Annotated in this window: 17 protein-coding genes; 7 read left to right on the forward strand and 10 right to left on the reverse strand. The window is 63.5% G+C overall.

All coding sequences use genetic code 11. The annotated features are described in order from the left end of the window. Positions 1 to 96 precede the first annotated feature (96 nt). Positions 97 to 1947: an alkaline phosphatase D family protein gene (locus PPL01S_RS19065; RefSeq protein ID WP_028625751.1), complete on the forward strand. Its 1851-nt coding sequence runs from the start codon at positions 97 to 99 to the stop codon at positions 1945 to 1947. 107 nt (positions 1948 to 2054) lie between these two features. Here the strand turns inward: PPL01S_RS19065 and rssC are convergent, their stop codons facing one another. The 3 genes from rssC to PPL01S_RS19080 all read right to left on the reverse strand — a co-directional run bounded on the left by rssC (position 2055) and on the right by PPL01S_RS19080 (position 4763). Further along, entirely contained in the window at positions 2055 to 2537 is a 483-nt protein-coding gene (rssC, locus tag PPL01S_RS19070; protein ID WP_016394629.1) for an anti-sigma factor antagonist RssC, read from the reverse strand. Continuing rightward, the gene (gene rssB, locus PPL01S_RS19075) at positions 2534 to 3718 is read right to left on the reverse strand and encodes a two-component system response regulator RssB (RefSeq protein ID WP_016394630.1); all 1185 of its coding nucleotides are present in this window, start codon (positions 3716 to 3718) and stop codon (positions 2534 to 2536) included. Before rssB ends, rssC begins: the two co-directional genes overlap by 4 nt. 337 nt (positions 3719 to 4055) lie before the next feature. Next, a complete protein-coding gene (locus PPL01S_RS19080; RefSeq protein ID WP_016394631.1) occupies positions 4056 to 4763 on the reverse strand; it encodes an MlaA family lipoprotein in 708 nt (235 codons plus the stop codon). Between the two features lie 190 nt (positions 4764 to 4953). On the opposite strand from PPL01S_RS19080, the gene pcrP reads away from it, so the two are divergent. Together pcrP and PPL01S_RS19090 are read left to right on the forward strand one after the other, a co-directional pair. Next, the gene (gene pcrP / locus PPL01S_RS19085; protein WP_016394632.1) at positions 4954 to 5517 is read left to right on the forward strand and encodes an HAD superfamily inactivated hydrolase PcrP; all 564 of its coding nucleotides are present in this window, start codon (positions 4954 to 4956) and stop codon (positions 5515 to 5517) included. Positions 5518 to 5640: 123 nt separating this feature from the next. Then, a complete protein-coding gene (locus tag PPL01S_RS19090; RefSeq protein ID WP_004376395.1) occupies positions 5641 to 5904 on the forward strand; it encodes a DUF4404 family protein in 264 nt (87 codons plus the stop codon). 61 nt (positions 5905 to 5965) lie between these two features. Here PPL01S_RS19090 and queF read toward each other — a convergent pair whose 3' ends face one another. Beyond that, on the reverse strand, positions 5966 to 6796 hold the full coding sequence (gene queF / locus PPL01S_RS19095) for an NADPH-dependent 7-cyano-7-deazaguanine reductase QueF (RefSeq protein ID WP_016394633.1): 831 nt from the start codon (positions 6794 to 6796) through the stop codon (positions 5966 to 5968). Between the two features lie 68 nt (positions 6797 to 6864). Next, entirely contained in the window at positions 6865 to 7383 is a 519-nt protein-coding gene (locus tag PPL01S_RS19100; protein ID WP_016394634.1) for a cupredoxin domain-containing protein, read from the reverse strand. Between the two features lie 149 nt (positions 7384 to 7532). Here PPL01S_RS19100 and PPL01S_RS19105 point away from each other — a divergent pair, with 149 nt between their 5' ends. Both PPL01S_RS19105 and PPL01S_RS19110 read left to right on the forward strand, forming a co-directional pair. Then, positions 7533 to 8213, forward strand: a complete 681-nt coding sequence (locus PPL01S_RS19105; protein WP_016394635.1) for a heavy metal response regulator transcription factor — start codon at positions 7533 to 7535, stop codon at positions 8211 to 8213. Further along, positions 8213 to 9550, forward strand: coding sequence for a heavy metal sensor histidine kinase (locus tag PPL01S_RS19110; protein WP_174435907.1), 1338 nt, complete (start codon positions 8213 to 8215; stop codon positions 9548 to 9550). The genes PPL01S_RS19105 and PPL01S_RS19110 overlap by 1 nt, the downstream gene beginning before the upstream one ends. Positions 9551 to 9610: 60 nt before the next feature. Here the strand turns inward: PPL01S_RS19110 and PPL01S_RS19115 are convergent, their stop codons facing one another. Genes PPL01S_RS19115 through PPL01S_RS19125 form a run of 3 tightly spaced genes read right to left on the reverse strand, consistent with a single transcriptional unit; the run spans position 9611 to position 12833 of the window. Then, the gene (locus tag PPL01S_RS19115) at positions 9611 to 10852 is read right to left on the reverse strand and encodes a lipoprotein-releasing ABC transporter permease subunit (RefSeq protein WP_016394637.1); all 1242 of its coding nucleotides are present in this window, start codon (positions 10850 to 10852) and stop codon (positions 9611 to 9613) included. A 39-nt stretch (positions 10853 to 10891) separates the two neighbouring features. Further along, a complete protein-coding gene (gene lolD / locus PPL01S_RS19120) occupies positions 10892 to 11575 on the reverse strand; it encodes a lipoprotein-releasing ABC transporter ATP-binding protein LolD (RefSeq protein WP_171817239.1) in 684 nt (227 codons plus the stop codon). A gap of 7 nt (positions 11576 to 11582) precedes the next feature. Continuing rightward, positions 11583 to 12833: a lipoprotein-releasing ABC transporter permease subunit gene (locus tag PPL01S_RS19125; RefSeq protein ID WP_016394639.1), complete on the reverse strand. Its 1251-nt coding sequence runs from the start codon at positions 12831 to 12833 to the stop codon at positions 11583 to 11585. 93 nt (positions 12834 to 12926) lie between these two features. On the opposite strand from PPL01S_RS19125, the gene PPL01S_RS19130 reads away from it, so the two are divergent. Together PPL01S_RS19130 and PPL01S_RS19135 are read left to right on the forward strand one after the other, a co-directional pair. Next, positions 12927 to 13511: a PilZ domain-containing protein gene (locus tag PPL01S_RS19130; protein ID WP_016394640.1), complete on the forward strand. Its 585-nt coding sequence runs from the start codon at positions 12927 to 12929 to the stop codon at positions 13509 to 13511. A gap of 31 nt (positions 13512 to 13542) precedes the next feature. Further along, positions 13543 to 14259 (forward strand): glycerophosphodiester phosphodiesterase, encoded by a 717-nt coding sequence (locus tag PPL01S_RS19135; RefSeq protein WP_016394641.1) that lies wholly within the window; start codon positions 13543 to 13545, stop codon positions 14257 to 14259. A gap of 48 nt (positions 14260 to 14307) precedes the next feature. Here the strand turns inward: PPL01S_RS19135 and sthA are convergent, their stop codons facing one another. Then, positions 14308 to 15702 (reverse strand): Si-specific NAD(P)(+) transhydrogenase, encoded by a 1395-nt coding sequence (sthA, locus tag PPL01S_RS19140; RefSeq protein WP_016394642.1) that lies wholly within the window; start codon positions 15700 to 15702, stop codon positions 14308 to 14310. A gap of 203 nt (positions 15703 to 15905) precedes the next feature. Further along, the gene (locus PPL01S_RS19145; protein WP_016394643.1) at positions 15906 to 16904 is read right to left on the reverse strand and encodes an FAD:protein FMN transferase; all 999 of its coding nucleotides are present in this window, start codon (positions 16902 to 16904) and stop codon (positions 15906 to 15908) included. Positions 16905 to 16982 lie beyond the last annotated feature (78 nt).

The raw sequence follows: 16982 nt of genomic DNA on the forward strand, positions 1-16982 counted from the left end.
GAAATGTTCAGCATTTTCCGCCCGTTTTCGTATCGCCAAGCGCTAGCCGTGACTTGAACTCCAGGGCCCTCTGGCCCGCATACCCCCGAGCTGTCGATGACCTCCTCCGCCCCACTGCCCCACGTACTCGCCGGCCCGGTACTGCGCCGCATTGAGCTCCAACGCCTGGCCATCTGGCTGGTCGGCACGCAACCCTTGCAGCCCGAGTTCATCATGGACGGCACAGCCAGGGTGGATTGCCAGATCGTTCCCGTAGGCCGGAATGCTTTCATTCACCTGCTGGACATTCACTTCAGCCAGCCCCTGCCCCGCGACGTTGCCCTCGAATACGACCTGCGCATCAATGGCCAAGGCATTGCCGACTGGGCACCGCACCTGCTCTACCCTGGCTGCCAGCGCCCCAGCCTGGTGCTGCGCGGTCGCCTGGACCAGTTGTTGCACGGATCCTGCCGCAAGCCGCATTACCCGGCAAGCGATGGCCTGCTCTGCGCCGATCGCCTGCTGCAGGCCTGCCAGAGCCCGCAAGAGCGACCCGCAGTGCTGTTGATGACGGGCGATCAGGTCTATGCCGACGACGTCGCCGGGCCCATGCTGCGGGCGATTCATGCGTTGATCGAACGCTTGGGGCTGTACGACGAACAACTGCAAGGGGCAGTGGTCGCCGATAGCCAGGCGCTCTACCGCCACCCCGCCAGCTATTACCACCGCGCCGACCTGCTGCCTGCCCAGGAACGCAACGAAAACCTGCGCGAACGCTTCTTCGGCGGCAAGCGCAAGCCGATCTTTTCCTCCAGCAACGCCGACAACCACCTGGTCACCTTCGCCGAGGTCATGGCCATGTACCTGCTGGTCTGGTCGCCCACGCCCTGGCAGCTGGTCGATCTGCAGATGCCTGCGGGGCTTGCCGGTGAGCACCAGGCGCGCTACCGCCAGGAGTTGCCGTTGATCGAGGGATTCGCCGCCGACCTCGGCCAGGTGGCGCGGGTAATGGCCCACCTGCCCAGCCTGATGATCTTCGACGACCACGACATCACCGACGACTGGAACCTTTCGGCGCAGTGGGAACAAACCGCCTACGGCCACCCGTTTTCACGGCGCATCATCGGCAATGCCTTGCTGGGGTATCTGTTGTGCCAGGGCTGGGGCAACGACCCGGACGGCTGCCGGGCGCTGGTCGAGCAATGTCAGCAGCTGGCCAGCCAGTCACAGGACGCGCTGATCGACGAGCTGCTGCGCTTCCAGGGCTGGCAATTCAACCTGCCCAGCAACCCGCCGCTGCTGGTGCTCGACACCCGCACACGCCGCTGGCGCAGCGAAACCGACCTGGCCAAGCCGTCCGGCCTGCTCGACTGGGAGGCGCTGTGCGAGCTGCAGCAGGCGCTGCTGGACCACCCCACGGCCATCATCGTCTCGCCAGCGCCGATATTTGGCGTGAAGCTGATCGAAACGGTACAGCGGGTCTTCAGCTGGCTGGGCTACCCGTTACTGGTGGATGCCGAAAACTGGATGGCCCACCGCGGCGCGGCGCAGGTGGTGCTGAACATTTTCCGTCATTCGCGCACGCCGGGGCATTACGTGATTCTTTCGGGTGATGTGCACTACTCGTTCGTCTATGAAGTGCTGATCCGTCACCGCCAGCGCAGCCCGCACCTGTGGCAGGTGACCAGCAGCGGTATCAAGAACGAGTTCCCGCGGCGCTTGCTGGATGTACTGGACCGGCTCAACCGCTGGTTCTACTCGCCGCGCTCGCCGCTCAACTGGTTTACCAAGCGGCGGCAGATGGAAGTGGTACCGCGCACGCCCAACCGTAGCAGGGCCGGGGAAAGGCTGTGGAACGGGGCGGGGTTGGGGCAAGTGTTCTTCGATGAGCAGGGGCGGCCGGCGCGGGTGCTTCAGTTGAGTGCGGATGGCAGCGAGGCTGCCGAGTTTGTGGCGGCGAAAGACTGAACTGGGTTTTGCAGGAGGTTTGCCGGCCTCATCGCCGGCAAGCCGGCTCCCACAGAGAACCCCACTGCGCTCAGGCTGCGGGAGCAGGCGATGAGGCCGGTACAGGCTCAGGTCCGCTCGAGGGCGTTCACCAGGTCGTGGAAAGCTTCACGATTGGAATCATTCAGGCCCATGAGAATCTTGTGCGCCTCCAGTACCTTGGAGCGCACCACGTCCTCGTTCTGATCCTGGGACGGCAGGTCAGTCAGGCATTCCGGGCACGGCACCGGGCGATCGACGATGTTGAACACCTGATCGAAGCCCATCGACTGCAACAGGCGGGAAATGTCCGGGTTGGTCGTGACCACGGTGGGCAGCAGGCCCACTTTCTGCCGCGACAGGATCGACAGCTTGGCCAGCAGGCCCAGGGTGGTGCTGTCGATGCTCTCGGTTTCAGTCAGGTCGATGACAATGGCCGAGAAGTTCAGCGCGGTGAAGATCTTCTCGATCGTTGCATCCAGCGCCGAACACAGGGTCAGCCGCACTTCACCGACGAATTTCAGTACGAAGGTACCGCTCTGCTCGGCGAACTGGATTCTACCGGTACTCATTGAAGGTTCCTGCTCAACACCAATAGGGCGATATCATCCGGCATCTCCCCAAGCGTAGCCAATCCGAATCGTTGGCGCAGCCCATCCAGGCTGCCACCCGAGGCCTTGACGATGTCCGGCAAGGCGGCTTCTTTATCTTTGAGCGTGTCCCCCGGCAAAAGGTCCAGAATGCCATCGGACATCAAGCTCAGGCTGAACTGCGGCGGCAACTCGATCACCAGGTCCTGGTAGGTCGCCTCTTCGAACAACCCCACCGGCAGACCGCGGCCTTCCAGGTAACGCGCATGTCCCGGGGTGTACAGCACCGGCAGCGGCAGGTGGCCACCCACGGCGTAGGTCAGCAGACCGGTCGCCTCGTCGATCACCCCGCCCACCATGGTCACGTGCTTGCCCAACTTGCAGTTGATCAGCCCGCGGTTGATGTGGCTGAGCACTTCCGAGGGCTTGAATTCGCGAATCTTGCTGCCGCGCTTGAATTCGAACAGCAACCGGGTGGTCATGAACTTCAGCAGCACCGTGACGAAGGCCGACGAGGCGCCATGCCCGGAGACATCGGCCAGGTAGAAGGCAATGCGCCGCTCATCCACGCGGAAATAGTCGGCAAAGTCGCCGGACAGGTACAACGACGGGATGATCTGGTGCTCGAAGGCAAACTCGCCGGCTTCCCAGGGGCTCTCCGGCAGCATGTTCATCTGCACCTGGCGACCGGCGGTCTGGTCCTCCTGCAACAGGTGCAGGCTGGCTTCCAGTTCACGGTTGGCCGCTTCCAGCTTGTCGCGGTAACGCTGGTTTTCCAGCACCAGGCGCGAACGGTCCAGCGCCCGGCGTACCGAGTGTTCAAGTACGGCAAGGTCTTCCAGCGGCTTGATCAGGTAATCGGCGGCACCCAGGCGCAAAGCCTCTACCGCATCGCTCATCACGCCGGCGCCGGAAACCACGATCACCGGCAACTGCGGGGCGCGCTCGCTGATCTGGCGGATCAGTTCGAGGCCGCCCATCTGCGGCATGCGCAGATCGCAGATCACGAGGTCGGGCTGATGTTCTTCGAAGACCTGGAGCCCCTGCTGGCCATTACTGGCCTGGAGGACGCTGAAGCCACTGTCTTCCAGATAGGCGGCGAGGCTCGCACGGACCACGTCGTCATCATCGATGATCAGCAGCGTTGCACTGATTTTCTGCATGTGGGCGAACGGCGCCGATTTGGGGTGATGCAGGGGCGTCTGCAAGGCTGACATCCGACTGCTGGAATTCTTGGTAGTAACGCTCTACTTGAGTTGTAGGCCAAGAACAGTGGCCAGGCAACCGGCAGAGGTACCTCGTAAGGCGCAGACGGTACTCCCATCCGCCAGGCGTTTCAAGCATACGAGGGTCGAGTGCGTTGCACTTTGAACGGCAAATTACCGGGAGTTATAAGAAAGCCGAGCACAGGGCCGAATTGAAAGGTTGCACCCTCCCCGACAGACATTGCCGGAAAATGAAAAAGGCGACCCGAGGGTCGCCTTTTCGCTACTGCATGAATCAGAAATCGTCTTCGACTTCGCCGTCCTTGACCCTGAACTCGCGGTTCTGCAGGTAGGCATTGCGAATGAAGATGTACTTGTCACCCTGGATGAGCTTTTCCGCCGACAGCAGGCTGGCCCGGGTATCGACCACGTCCAGCGCGAAGATCGAGTTGCGGGTCGGCACATGGTCGATGTAGCGGTAGGGCTTGGTGTAGGTGTCCGGGTACTTGGCCAGGCCATCACGCACGGTACTTGGGCCAAGCAGCGGGATGACCACATAGGGGCCGCTGGGTACGCCCCAGTAGCCCAGAGTCTGGCCGAAGTCCTCGTCGTTGCGCACCAGGCCCATCTTGGTGCCGACGTCGAAGAAGCCGCCAAGGCCAAAGGTGGTGTTGACGATCAGCCGCGCCGTGTCCACGCCAGCCGCATGTGGCTTGAGCTGCAGCAGGTCGTTGGCCAGGTTGGTGACATCGCCCAGGTTACGGAAGACATTGTGGATGCCGTCCTCGAGGAACTGCGGGGTGACTGCCTGGTAACCCTTGGCCAATGGCTTGAGGGCATACGTGTCGAGGGTGTCGTTGAAGCGGAAGATAGGCCGGTTGACCACCTCCCAGGGATCCTCTTCGGTAGCGGCCTGGGTGGCTGCCACGGGTGCCAGCAACAGACTGGCACAGACACAGGCCTGGGTGACTCGCTCGATCACGCCGGCACCGATCCTACGCATAAATATTCTCCATCGAATGTCTTGGCCACAAGCGCAACGGGTCGCGCTGCAGGTACGGCGGCAGTATAGAGCCTTGCGAGCTGATAAACAGCTTTACACATTTTTGCTAAATATTTTGTGAACAACTGTTGCAAGTCACCGGCGCGTAACAATCGGCGAATAGCCTGCGGACTATTTCAGGGAAGTTGCCATGCATGATGCACCCGCCTTCACCGCTGTGCTGTTCGGCCTGCGCGGTTGCCTGGTCCGGGCCACCAGCGCCAGCCCGCTGCCCGCCCCCGGCGCCCTCGAAGCCCTGGCCAGCCTGCGCCGCCAGCAAGTGCCGTGCATCTGGCTGGATGACCTGAACAGCGCGCAAAGCCAGCGCCTTGCCAGCGTATTGCCCGACTGGTTGCCGGGCCAGCGCGTCAATGGTGTGCGCTGGCCAGCGCCGGATGCCTGCTGGCAGGCCCTGATGACCCTGGCCAGCGCAAGGCTGGACGGCTGTGTGCTGGTCAGCGGCGAGCCGCGCGTGCTGCAGTCCGGGCTCAATGCAGGGCTGTGGACCATAGGCCTGGCTGCCTGCAGCCCCGCCTGCGACCCTGCTTCACAGCAGTGGCAAGCCATGACCGCACAGCAACAGGAACAGGCCCGCGGCAAGGCAACCCTGGAGTTGTTCGGCCTGGGGGTGCATTCGGTGATCGACCACCTCGAAGCACTGGACACTTGCCTGCTGGACATCGCCCAGCGCCGCCGCAAGGGTGAAAAACCCTGACACAGCGCCATTGATGCGGATCATGCAAAGCGCCGGCGAGTGGATTACGCTTGGAGACAGGCACGAACCTTTGCCGCTTCGCTGAGGTCAATGCCATGCCAAGCCATTGATGGAGAACAACCAATGCCTGCCCGCGAATTGCAAGAGCGCCTGAACAGCTTGCGCGAGCAACTGGATAGAAACGTACCGCTTTCGGATGAAGAGCTGGCCGCGCTGCACGAGGAGGCCAGACAGATCGAAGCGCAGCTGAAGCTCGAAGAGGCCACCCCGGACAACAACCTGGTGGATGGCGTAAATCTGGCGATCGAACGCTTCGAAGCCGATCACCCCGACTTGACCGCCACCCTGCGCAGCATCGCCAACTCGCTGCACAGCATGGGCATCTGAGATCGCCAGGCGCGCTGTGGGAGGCAGGTGACCCTTCTCCCACAGGTTTTGCTTGCCTGCCTTACTGACGAACCAGCCGCAGGTTCGCCGGGCTGATGGCCCCCATGCTGCGATACGGGTTGATATCCAGCCCACCGCGGCGCACGTAGCGTGCGTACACCGTCAAATGCCCCGGCTGCAGCAGGTTCTTCAAGTCCAGGTAGATGCGCTCGACGCATTGCTCGTGGAAGTCGGCATGCTGGCGGAAGCTGATCAGGTAGGTCAGCAGGCTGGCGTGGTCCAGCGCCCTGCCCTTGTACTCCACCACCACACTGCCCCAGTCAGGCTGCCCGGTGACCGGGCAGTTGGATTTGAGCAGGTGGCTGTGCAGGGTCTCTTCCACTACCTGTTCCGGGTTGCAGCGCAGCAGTTCAGGCTGAGGCTGTTCGTAGTTGCTGATCGCGATGTCCAGTCCATCGATGCACTGGCCTGGCAACGCCACCACCCCTTGCGCCTCCACCTCGGCCAACGTGCGCACCTGCACCGCCACGGGCTTGCCAGCGGCTGCCGACAAGTCTTTTTCCAGGCAACCGCGCAGCGCGTCGATCGAAGCGAACACGGTCTGGTTCAGCGAGTTGAGGTACAGCTTGAACGACTTCGACTCGATGATGTTCGGCGAGTCGGCCGGTATGGCGAATTCGCCGATGGCCACCACCGGCTTGCCGGACGGCAGCAACCACGACAGCTCGAAGCAGTTCCAGTAGTCCACGCCCTGCCAAGGCAGGGTCTGGGCAGTCACGCCCAGCTCGGCCCACTTGGCGGTGCGCGGGATCGGGAACAACAGCGAAGGCGTGTAGGTGGCGATGTATTCGCTGGACTTGCCCAGCGGAGAGTGTTCGGCAGCAGGATGCATGGAAACTGACCTGAAGGTTCGTAAATGCTCCTAGTCTACCGGTTTTACCTGCTGCCTTGGAGCGCCAGTCACTCGATGGTCAGTGGCCCCACCATACCGGCCTGGTAATGCCCCGGCACGTTGCAGGCGAACTCGATGGGCGCGGACTTGCGGAAGGTCCAGGTCAGCTCGGCGCGCTGGCCGGGCGGCACCAGCACGGTGTTGCCCGCGTCATGACCGTGGGCGCCATGGCTCATCTGGCCGTGGTTCATCTGGCCGTGGTCCATGCCCTCGTGGTTCATGCCAGCGGTGAAGATCTGGCCTTGCATGGCGACCATCTCCTTCTGGTGCTCGGCATGCATGGCCTTGTCGCCCAGGTTGAACTCGTGAGGCAGCTTGCCTTGGTTGATCAGCACGAAGCGCACGGTTTCGCCGGCCTTGACCTGCAGGCTCTTCGGCTCGAAGGCTATATCCTTGAGCACCACCTCGACGGTGCGAGTGGCCTTGGCCGCCGAGGCCGGCTCGCCGAACGCAAAGGTGCCGGCCTCGCCTGCGAAAGCGGGCAGGCTTGCCAGGGCAAGCGTGGCGGCGACGAACAGGTGTTTCATGATGACTCCAGGTCTTTCAATGGGATAGGGCCACTTTAGGGCGGGCTGACTGGCAGCCACCTGACGGCAAGATTACAACTTTGTCAGCTCGGGCGACGGCGGGCAGAGTCACGTATCATTTCAGCCACTACTCAGACCGCGGACACTGCATGAAACTGCTGATCGTCGAAGACCAGGCCCGCACCGGCCAGTACCTGAGCCAGGGCCTCAACGAAGCCGGTTTTGCCACCGAGCTTGCGGCCGACGGCGAAACCGGCCAGTTCCTGGCCCTGACCGGCGATCACGACCTGCTGATCCTCGACGTGATGCTGCCTGGCCGCGACGGCTGGCAGATTCTCCAGGCAGTGCGCCAGGCCGGGCTGGACACGCCGGTACTGTTCCTCACCGCCCGCGACGCCGTGGAGGACCGTGTACATGGCCTGGAACTCGGTGCTGACGATTACCTGGTCAAACCGTTTGCCTTCTCCGAACTGCTCGCTCGGGTACGCAGCCTGTTGCGCCGTGGCACCAGCGTCAGCCAGGAAACCACCCTGGCGCTCGCCGACCTGCGCCTGGACCTGCTGCGCCGCCGTGCCGACCGCGCTGGCCAGCGCATCGACCTGACCGCCAAGGAATTCGCCCTGCTCGAACTGCTGCTCAGGCGCCAGGGCGAGGTGCTGCCCAAATCCCTGATCGCCTCGCAGGTGTGGGACATGAATTTCGACAGTGACACCAACGTCATCGAAGTCGCCATCCGCCGCCTGCGTCTGAAGATCGACGACGCCCACTCCAACAAGCTGATCCACACCGTGCGTGGCATGGGCTACGTGCTGGAAGAGCGGCCCGACTGATGCGCAGGCTCTCCCTCGGCAACCGCCTGGCGTTACTGTTCGCGGCCTGCACCGCTGCCGTTTCGCTGGGCGCCGGGTTGCTTTTCACCCACGCAAGCAAGCAGCACTTCATCGAGCTTGACCAGCAATTGCTCGAATCGCGCCTGTCATTGTTTCGTACCCAGCTCGCCGGCCTGAACAGCCCAGGTGGCCTGGAAAGCCGGCTACCAGCCCTGCGCAACGAGCTCAGCCATCAGGCCGACCTGGCCTTGCGCCTATCAGGCGGCGACGGGGCGCTGTGGTACGCCAGCCGCAATCCCTTGCCCGAAGTGCCCTCCGGCACGGGCCTGGCGACCGTGCATGCCGAAGGCGTCGACTACCGCAGCCTGTCCGTACCCTTGAACGAGAGCGCCCGGCTGACCCTGTACCTCGACATCACCCACCACCAGCACTTCCTGCAAGGCATGCAACGCCTGATCTGGCTTACCGTAGGCCTGTCGGCACTGGCCACGGCATTGCTCGGTGCCTGGGCCGCTCGCCGCGGGTTGCGACCGTTGCGCCAGATGGGCCAGGTGGCGGACAGCGTTTCGGCGCGCTCGTTGACCACCCGCCTGCCCGCGGAGCAGATGCCCGAGGAACTGGCAGTGCTTGCCTGCAACGTGAACGCCATGCTGCAACGCCTGGACGACGCCTTCCAGCGCCTGTCGGCGTTCTCGGCCGACATCGCCCATGAACTGCGCACGCCACTGTCCAACCTGCTGACCCATACCCAAGTCACCCTCACCCGCCCGCGCAGCCTGGAAGAATACCGCGAGGCACTGCACGGCAACCTGGAAGAGCTGCAATGGATGGCGCAAATGATCAACGACATGCTGTTCCTGGCCAAGGCCGACCACGGCCTGCTGGTGCCGGGCCAGGCGCCATTGGCATTGCACGAGGAGGTCGATGCGCTGCTGGAATACTACGCGCCGCTGGCCGAGGACGGCGAAGTGCGGCTGTTGCGCGAGGGACAGGCGATGTTACGGGGCGACCGGCACATGCTGCGCAGGGCCTTGTCGAACCTGCTGGACAATGCCTTGAGGTTTACGCCGCCTGGCGGGCAGATTCGCGTGACGCTGGAACCGGGGTTGCGGATATGCCTGGCCAATACTGGTGCGCCGATCGAGGCTGCTTCATTGCCACGGCTGTTCGATCGGTTTTATCGGGTGGACCCGGCGCGACGGGAAGGCAGTAGCGAGCATGCCGGATTGGGGTTGGCAATTACCCGGTCGATCGTGCAAGCCCATGGCGGGAGCATTCGCGCAGAATGCGCGGGTGGCTGGACGCGGTTCGTGATCGAGTTGCCCGAAAGTCAGTGAATCTGGGGCTGCTTCGCAGCCCATCGCTGGCAAGCCAGCGACAGGGCCCTCAACAAATCATCAGACAGCCAGGCCGATCGCCGGCTGTACCTGCGAAGCGCGATACGCCGGGTAAATGGTCGCCAGGAAGCTCATCACCAACCCCGCCACACAGATGATCCCCACATCCCCCCACTGCAGCTCCGACGGCAAGCTGCTGATGAAGTACACATCCGAGGTAAAGATGTGCTGCCCGCTCACCCGCTCCAGCCAACCGACGATCTGGCTGACATTGAACGCGGCAATCACCCCGAGCACGCCACCGATCAAGGTGCCGACGATACCGATCAGGCTGCCCTGGACCATGAACGTGCCCATGATCTGCGCCGGCGTGGCGCCCAGGGTACGCAGGATGGCGATGTCAGGCCCTTTGTCGTTCACTACCATCACCAGCGTGGCGATGATGTTGAACGCCGCCACCGCGATAATCATCAGCAGCAACAGGCCGATCATGGTCTTTTCCATTTTCATCGCACTGAACAGGCTGCCCTGGGTGTGCGACCAGTCGTCGGCGCGGTAGGCATCGCCCAGCCCCGCGGCAATGGCCTTGGACACCTGCGGCGCGGCATACAGGTCGTGCAGTTTCAAGCGCACGCCCTGCACCTGGCCCGGTGCCCAACGCTGCATCTCGCCGGCATCGGCCACGTGCATGTAGGCCTGGGAGCCGTCCAGCTCGGCACCGACCTTGAAGATGCCGACCACGGTCAGGCGCTGCATGCGCGGCGTGATGCCGCCCGGTTCCTTGCTGATTTCCGGCACGATCAAGGTCAGCTTGTCGCCAGTATTGAGGCGGAAGCGGCGCGCGGTGAGCTCACCGATCACCACCCCAAACTCACCCGGCTGCAAGTCCTGCAGGCGACCCTGGACGATATGCTGGCCAACGATCGACACCTTGCCTTCCTCGGCCGGGTCGATACCACTGACCTGGATCGGCTGCATCGCCCCCTTGTAGGACAGCATGCCCTCCATCTCGGTGATCGGCGCAGCCGCCATCACGGCCGGGTTCTTCAGCGCTGTGTCGGCGGTCACGCGCCAGTTGTCGAGCGGCTGTACCCCAAGGATCGCGGCATGCGGCACCAGGCCGAGAATCCGCGAGCTCATCTCGCGCTGGAAGCCGTTCATCACCGACAGCACCACGATCATCGCCAGCACGCCCAGCGACAGGCCGATCATCGAGGTCATCGAAATGAACGAGATGAAATGGTTGCGGCGCTTGGCACGGGTGTAGCGAGCACCGATGAACAAGGGCAAGGGTCTGAACATGTACGAAAACACCCAATAGAAAATGTGGGGCGGGCTGGCTCAGATAGCGACCAGGTGGCCGTCGTCGAGCTTCAGCACGCGGTCCATCTGGCGCGCCAGGTTGAGGTCGTGGGTCACCACCAGGAACGCCGTGCGCGAGGCACTGGACAGCTCCTGCATCAGTTCCTGGATACCCAGCGCGGTGTGGTGGTCAAGGTTGCCGGTCGGCTCGTCGAGCATCACCAGGCCCGGGCGGTTGACCAGGGCGCGGGCGATCGCCACGCGCTGGCGCTCGCCACCGGACAGTTCGGCCGGCTTGTGGTGCAGGCGGTGGCTCAGGCCCACACGCTTTAGCAGCGCCTCGGCACGCTCACGTGCCTCGGGAATCGCGGTGCGGCCGATCAGCAACGGCATGCACACGTTCTCCATGGCGGTGAACTCGGGCAACAGGTGGTGGAACTGGTAGACGAAACCCAGCGCGCGGTTGCGCAGCAAGCCGCGGGCGCGCTCACCCAGCGCCGACAGCTCCTCGCCGGCCAGCCAGACACTGCCCTGGGTCGGCCGGTCGAGGCCGCCCAGCAGGTTGAGCAAGGTACTCTTGCCCGAGCCCGAACTGCCGACGATGGCCACCCGCTCACCGGGATGCAGTTCCAGGTTGAGGCCTGACAGCACCTGCACCGACTCCGGGCCCTCGTCGTAGGACTTGCCCAGGTTGCGGCAACTCAGAACGGCTTTATCACTCATGCGCGACTCACTCATAACGAAGCGCCTCTGCAGGCTGGGTGCGGGCCGCACGCCAGGCCGGGTACAGGGTGGCGAAGAAACTCAGGACCAACGCCGCACCGCAGACCATGTAAACGTCCTGGGCCTGGATCTGCGACGGCAGGTAATCGATGAAATACACGTCGGCATTGAGGAACTTGTGCCCGATCAGCTTCTCGATGCCGGCGATCGCCGCGCTGACATTGAGCGCGGCGACGATCCCGACCACGGCGCCGATCAGGGTGCCGATCACCCCGATCACCGTGCCCTGGACCATGAAGATGGCCATGATCTGCCCAGGCGTGGCGCCCAGGGTGCGCAGGATGGCGATGTCACCGCGCTTGTCGTTGACCACCATCACCAGGGTGGAAATGATGTTGAACGCTGCCACGGCGACGATCAGCAACAGCAGCAGGCCGATCATGGCCTTTTCCATGCGGATGGCCTGGTACAGGTTGCCATGGGTCCGCGTCCAGTCACGGCTGTAGTACTCCTGCTCGCCCAGCTGCTGGGCGATGCTCCAGGCCACGCGCGGCGCCTGGAACAGGTCGTCGAACTTCAGGCGCAGGCCCTGCACCTGGTCGGCCTTCCAGCGGTGCAGGCGGGACAGGTCGTTGATGTTGGTCAGGCCCAGGTAGCCGTCGATCTCGCCGGCGCCGACATGGAAGGTGCCGACCACCGTGAAGCGCTTCATGCGCGGGAACATGCCCGCCGGGGTGACGCTGACTTCGGGTGCGACGAAGGTCAGCTTGTCGCCGATGGCCACGCCCAGCTTGGCGGCGGCCTTGTCGCCGATCATGATGCCCCACTCGCCGGGCGCCAGCTGGTCGAGGCGGCCCTGCTGGATGAAGTTGTCGATGATCGACACCTCACGCTCGCGGCCCGGGTCGATGCCGTTGAGCAGCACCTTCTGTACCTTGCCGTCATGGGTCAGCAGGCCCTGCATCTGGGTGTACGGGGCAACCGCCAGCACCTGCGGATTCTGCTTTACTTGTTCGGCAAGGGCAGGCCAGTCGTTGATCGGCTGGCCGCTCTCCAGCGTGGCATGCGGGATCATGCCCAGCACGCGGGTACGCATCTCGTGGTCGAAACCGTTCATCACCGAGAGCACCACGATCATCACCACCACGCCCAGGGCGAGGCCGATCATCGAGGTCAGGGAAATGAACGAGACGAAGTGATTACGGCGCTTGGCACGGGTGTAACGCGTACCGATGAATGCGAAAAGAGGTCTGAACATGTCGGTGCTTGTTCGGATGAAAGGGAACGTCCTTGTGGCGAGGCGCCTGTGGCGGCTTTACACTCGGACCACCGCCGCTACCATGGGTTCGCCATGACGACATTAGACGAAGAAGATCGCCGCGAATACTACCGCATCGAAGATCGGATCGCACTGGAAATAAGCCCCTTGAGCGCGGCTGAAGCCCTTGACCCAGAACTGTTGCAGGATGATTCACCACTGTTCAACCTGCTCAGTGAGCTGCACCTGAGCGACTTCGAGTCACAGCACCTGCTGCGCCAGCTGAGCGAGAAGGACCGCACCCTGGCGGCATTCCTGCGAGCGCAGAACAAACGCCTGGACCTGCTCAGTGCGGTCGTCGCGCAAAGCCTGATCGGCGAGATCGGCCAGCCGCAACGCGTGATCATCTCCGAAGGTGGCGTCGAGTTCGCCCAGCAGCAGCCGATCGCTGCCGACACCCGGGTCAAGCTGAAGATGGTGCTGATGCCGCGTGCCCACGGCCTGCTGCTGCGCGGCAGGGTCATCCACTGCGACCCGCGCCCGGAAGGCGGCTTCGAGGTCGGCTGCGAATTCATCGACATGACCGACGCCCAGCGTCAATTGCTGGCCCGCTACATCCTGCAGCGCCAGCAGCAACATCGGCGCCAGCAGCTGGAAGAGCAAGACCCCGCCTCCTGAGCCTTTTCATTCTTGAACTGAAGGAACGAACGTGACCCTCATCTACGGCCACCGTGGCGCCAAGGGCGAAGCGCCCGAGAATACCCTGACCAGCTTCCGTCAGTGCCTGTCCCACGGCGTCACCCGCTGTGAGCTGGACCTGCACCTGTCGGCCGACAACGAGCTGATGGTCATCCACGACCCGTCGCTCAAGCGCACTACCGGCCGCCGCGGCAAGGTGGTCGAACACCCGGCGGCCGACCTGATCACCTACGATGCACGCAAGGGCGGCCCGGGCCATGTACAGCCCTGCCCTATCCCGCGGCTTGAAGAACTGTTCGAGAAATGCCCGTTCGAGCATTGGCAGCTGGAGGTCAAGAGTGCTTCGCGCACCCGTGCGGCAACCACGGTGCTGGCCATTCGCGAACTGGCCCAGCAGTACGGCTTGCTGGACAAGGTGACCATCACCTCCAGCTCACGCGAGGTGCTGGGCGCGGCGCAGGAACTGGTACCGGACGTGAAGCGCGGACTGGTGGCCGAATATGCCTGGCTCGACCCGCTGAAGGTGGCGCAGAACTACGGCTGCGAGTTGCTGGCCTTGAACTGGACACTGTGCACCCCGGAGCGCCTGCTCAAGGCACAGGGCCAGGGTTTGCACGTGTCGGTGTGGACGGTCAACGAACCGGCACTGATGCGCCGGCTCGCTGATTTTGGCGTGGACAGCCTGATTACAGACTTTCCCGGTTTGGCCAAGACCACCCTCGGGTAGGGCTGAAATCGGTCTCCCCGACCGGCTCAGGCCACCGGCCGGAGCCGCTCAAAAAAGCCGGTTCAGGCCGTCGTAGGCAGCTACCCGATAGGCTTCGGCCATGGTCGGGTAGTTGAACGTGGTGTTGACGAAGTACTTCAGGTTATTCAGTTCACCCGGCTGGTTCATGATCGCCTGGCCGATGTGGACGATTTCCGAAGCCTGGTACCCGAAGCAGTGCACGCCGAGGATTTCCAGGGTTTCGCGGTGGAACAGGATCTTCAGCATGCCCTGCGGCTCGCCGGCGATCTGCGCACGCGCCATGCCCTTGAAGAACGCCTTGCCCACTTCGTACGGTACCTTGGCCTGGGTCAGCTCCTGTTCGTTCTTGCCGATCGAGCTGATCTCCGGGATGGTGTAGATGCCGGTCGGCACGTCGTTGACGAAGCGCCAGCTGCCGTTGTCGACAATGCTGCCCGCCGCCGAGCGGCCCTGGTCATGAGCGGCACTGGCCAGGCTCGGCCAGCCGATCACATCACCGGCGCCGTAGATGTTCGGCACGCTGGTGCGGTAGGCCTCGTCGACCTCGATCTGGCCACGGCTGTTGACCTTGATGCCGATGTTCTCCAGGCCCAGCTTGTCGGTGTTGCCGGTACGGCCGTTGCACCACAGCAAGGCGTCGGCCTTGATCTTCTTGCCCGACTTCAGGTGCAGGATCACCCCGTTGTCCAGGCCTTCGACCCGCTCGTACTCCTCGTTGTGGCGCACGGTGATGTTGTTGTTGCTGAAGTGGTAGCTCAGCGCCTGGGAGATTTCCGAATCCAGGAAGCTGAGCAGCTGGCCACGGTTGTCGACCAGCTCCACCAGCACACCCAGGCCGCTGAAGATCGAGGCGTATTCACAACCGATCACGCCAGCACCATAGACGATCAGCTTGCGCGGGGTGTGGCTGAGGCTGAGGATGGTATCGCTGTCGTAGACGCGCGGGTGGTGGAAGTCGATATCGGCCGGACGGTACGGGCGCGAACCGGTGGCGATGATGATGTGCTTGGCATTGAGCTTCTCCACCACGCCGTTGGCGCAGACCACTTCGACGGTCTGCTCGTCGGCGAAGCTGCCGGTGCCGAAGAACACATCGACACGGTTGCGGGCGTAGTAGCCAGTGCGCGAGGCAACCTGCTTGGAGATCACCTTCTCGGCGCTCTTGAGCACGTCGGGGAAGGAGAACCAGCGCGGCTCACCGATGGCACGGAACATCGGGTTGGTGTTGAACTGCATGATCTGCCGCACCGAGTGACGCAGTGCCTTGGACGGGATGGTGCCCAGGTGGGTGCAGTTGCCACCGACCTGACGACGGCTATCGACCATCGCCACCTTGCGCCCTGCTTTGGCGGCGTTCATTGCCGCACCTTCTCCGGCCGGGCCGGAACCCAACACCACTACGTCGTAGTTGTAGACAGCCATGCGTACTCCTTCAGAACTGGCCCGCCAGCCACGGTCGCCGCGGGACTCGATCATGCCGCCGGGGCGTCATGAGAAAATTCGTGTGCAGTCTAATCAAGCGTGAACGCCGCGCACATTAACCCTTGGTCGCGTCGTAGGCCAATTTTGCCTGCACTACATGTGGTTCACCGATTCCATGGCCTCGATCTTCCCTGCTTGCGCTTTCATTCGCCTTTCACTGCCCGTTCGAAGGCGGGCGTAGCACGGGAGACGAAGCCACCTTCCACCCGAGTCACCAGCACGGCGGCCAGATCATGGTCCACGGCAAAGTCCCAGCCGCGCTCCGGCCCAAGGATCAGCAGCAGGGTCGAGTAGCCGTCGGCTTGCAGCGCCGAGCCATCGAGTACGGTTACCGCCGCCAGGTCATGCTCGACCGGCCGCCCGAGGCGGGCATCGAAGGTATGCGAATAGCGCCGGCCATTCTCCTCGAAATAGTGCCGATAGTCACCCGAGGTCGAGAGCGCCAGGCCATTGACCGGGATGACCTGTCGCGCGATCTGGCGGTCTTCGCGGGGCAGTTCCAGGGCGATGCGCCAAGGGCTGCCGTCAGGCTTGCGGCCGACGGCCTTGAGCTCGCCGGTGACTTCGGCGACGAAATTGGCGACCCCCATGGCGCGCAGGCGACCGGCGATCAGGTCGACGGCGTGGCCGGCGGCGATGCTGTTGAAGTCCAGCTCTACCGGCGCATCCTTGCACAGCGCCTGGCCATCGATATGCAGGTGCCGGTAGCCCACGCGCTGCCGGGCCAGTGCCAGGGCTTGCGGATCGGGCACCTGTTCATGGCGGGCCTGGGGCCCGAAGCCCCAGAGGTCGAGCAACGGCTCGACAGTGAGGTCGAAGGCGCCTGCGCTCTGTTCAGCGAGGTGCTGGCCGAGGGCGACCAGTTCGAGCATGTCGGCGGGCAATGCCAGGCACTGGTTGGCGGGGATCTGGTTGAACTGGCTGACGGTGGAGTCGCCGCGGTAGGTCGAGTAGTGCCGGTCGATATCCTGCAGGATGGTTTCGACCGCGGCCTGGACCTGGGCACGTGCTGGGCCGCCGGGTTCGCGCACGTACTGGATGCTGTAGCTGCTGCCCATGGTCGGGCCGCCCAGGCGCTCCAGGGTCGGGCCCGGGTTGCAGGCGGTGAGGAACATGAGCAGGGACAGAATGGCTGTGCGCAAGGGTTTGGGTCCTGGGGCCTGGCTTGGGTTTTGTAGTGTGGCGTCTATCGAGCGCCGCCCGCGCGGCGCATCGCGAGC

This window comes from Pseudomonas plecoglossicida NBRC 103162 = DSM 15088, from assembly GCF_000730665.1.
In the GTDB taxonomy this organism is placed as follows: domain Bacteria; phylum Pseudomonadota; class Gammaproteobacteria; order Pseudomonadales; family Pseudomonadaceae; genus Aquipseudomonas; species Aquipseudomonas plecoglossicida.

Excerpts from the sequence above, each read along its gene's own strand:
- PPL01S_RS19065 (WP_028625751.1), top strand. The coding sequence starts at position 97 with ATGACCTCCTCCGCCCCACTGCCCCACGTACTCGCCGGCCCGGTACTG.
- PPL01S_RS19110 (WP_174435907.1), top strand. The coding sequence starts at position 8,213 with ATGCGCAGGCTCTCCCTCGGCAACCGCCTGGCGTTACTGTTCGCGGCC.
- PPL01S_RS19090 (WP_004376395.1), top strand. The coding sequence starts at position 5,641 with ATGCCTGCCCGCGAATTGCAAGAGCGCCTGAACAGCTTGCGCGAGCAA.
- PPL01S_RS19130 (WP_016394640.1), top strand. The coding sequence starts at position 12,927 with ATGACGACATTAGACGAAGAAGATCGCCGCGAATACTACCGCATCGAA.
- queF (WP_016394633.1), bottom strand. The coding sequence starts at position 6,796 with ATGCATCCTGCTGCCGAACACTCTCCGCTGGGCAAGTCCAGCGAATAC.
- PPL01S_RS19100 (WP_016394634.1), bottom strand. The coding sequence starts at position 7,383 with ATGAAACACCTGTTCGTCGCCGCCACGCTTGCCCTGGCAAGCCTGCCC.
- pcrP (WP_016394632.1), top strand. The coding sequence starts at position 4,954 with ATGCATGATGCACCCGCCTTCACCGCTGTGCTGTTCGGCCTGCGCGGT.
- PPL01S_RS19105 (WP_016394635.1), top strand. The coding sequence starts at position 7,533 with ATGAAACTGCTGATCGTCGAAGACCAGGCCCGCACCGGCCAGTACCTG.
- rssC (WP_016394629.1), bottom strand. The coding sequence starts at position 2,537 with ATGAGTACCGGTAGAATCCAGTTCGCCGAGCAGAGCGGTACCTTCGTA.
- rssB (WP_016394630.1), bottom strand. The coding sequence starts at position 3,718 with ATGCAGAAAATCAGTGCAACGCTGCTGATCATCGATGATGACGACGTG.
- PPL01S_RS19080 (WP_016394631.1), bottom strand. The coding sequence starts at position 4,763 with ATGCGTAGGATCGGTGCCGGCGTGATCGAGCGAGTCACCCAGGCCTGT.
- PPL01S_RS19125 (WP_016394639.1), bottom strand. The coding sequence starts at position 12,833 with ATGTTCAGACCTCTTTTCGCATTCATCGGTACGCGTTACACCCGTGCC.
- lolD (WP_171817239.1), bottom strand. The coding sequence starts at position 11,575 with ATGAGTGATAAAGCCGTTCTGAGTTGCCGCAACCTGGGCAAGTCCTAC.
- PPL01S_RS19115 (WP_016394637.1), bottom strand. The coding sequence starts at position 10,852 with ATGTTCAGACCCTTGCCCTTGTTCATCGGTGCTCGCTACACCCGTGCC.
- sthA (WP_016394642.1), bottom strand. The coding sequence starts at position 15,702 with ATGGCTGTCTACAACTACGACGTAGTGGTGTTGGGTTCCGGCCCGGCC.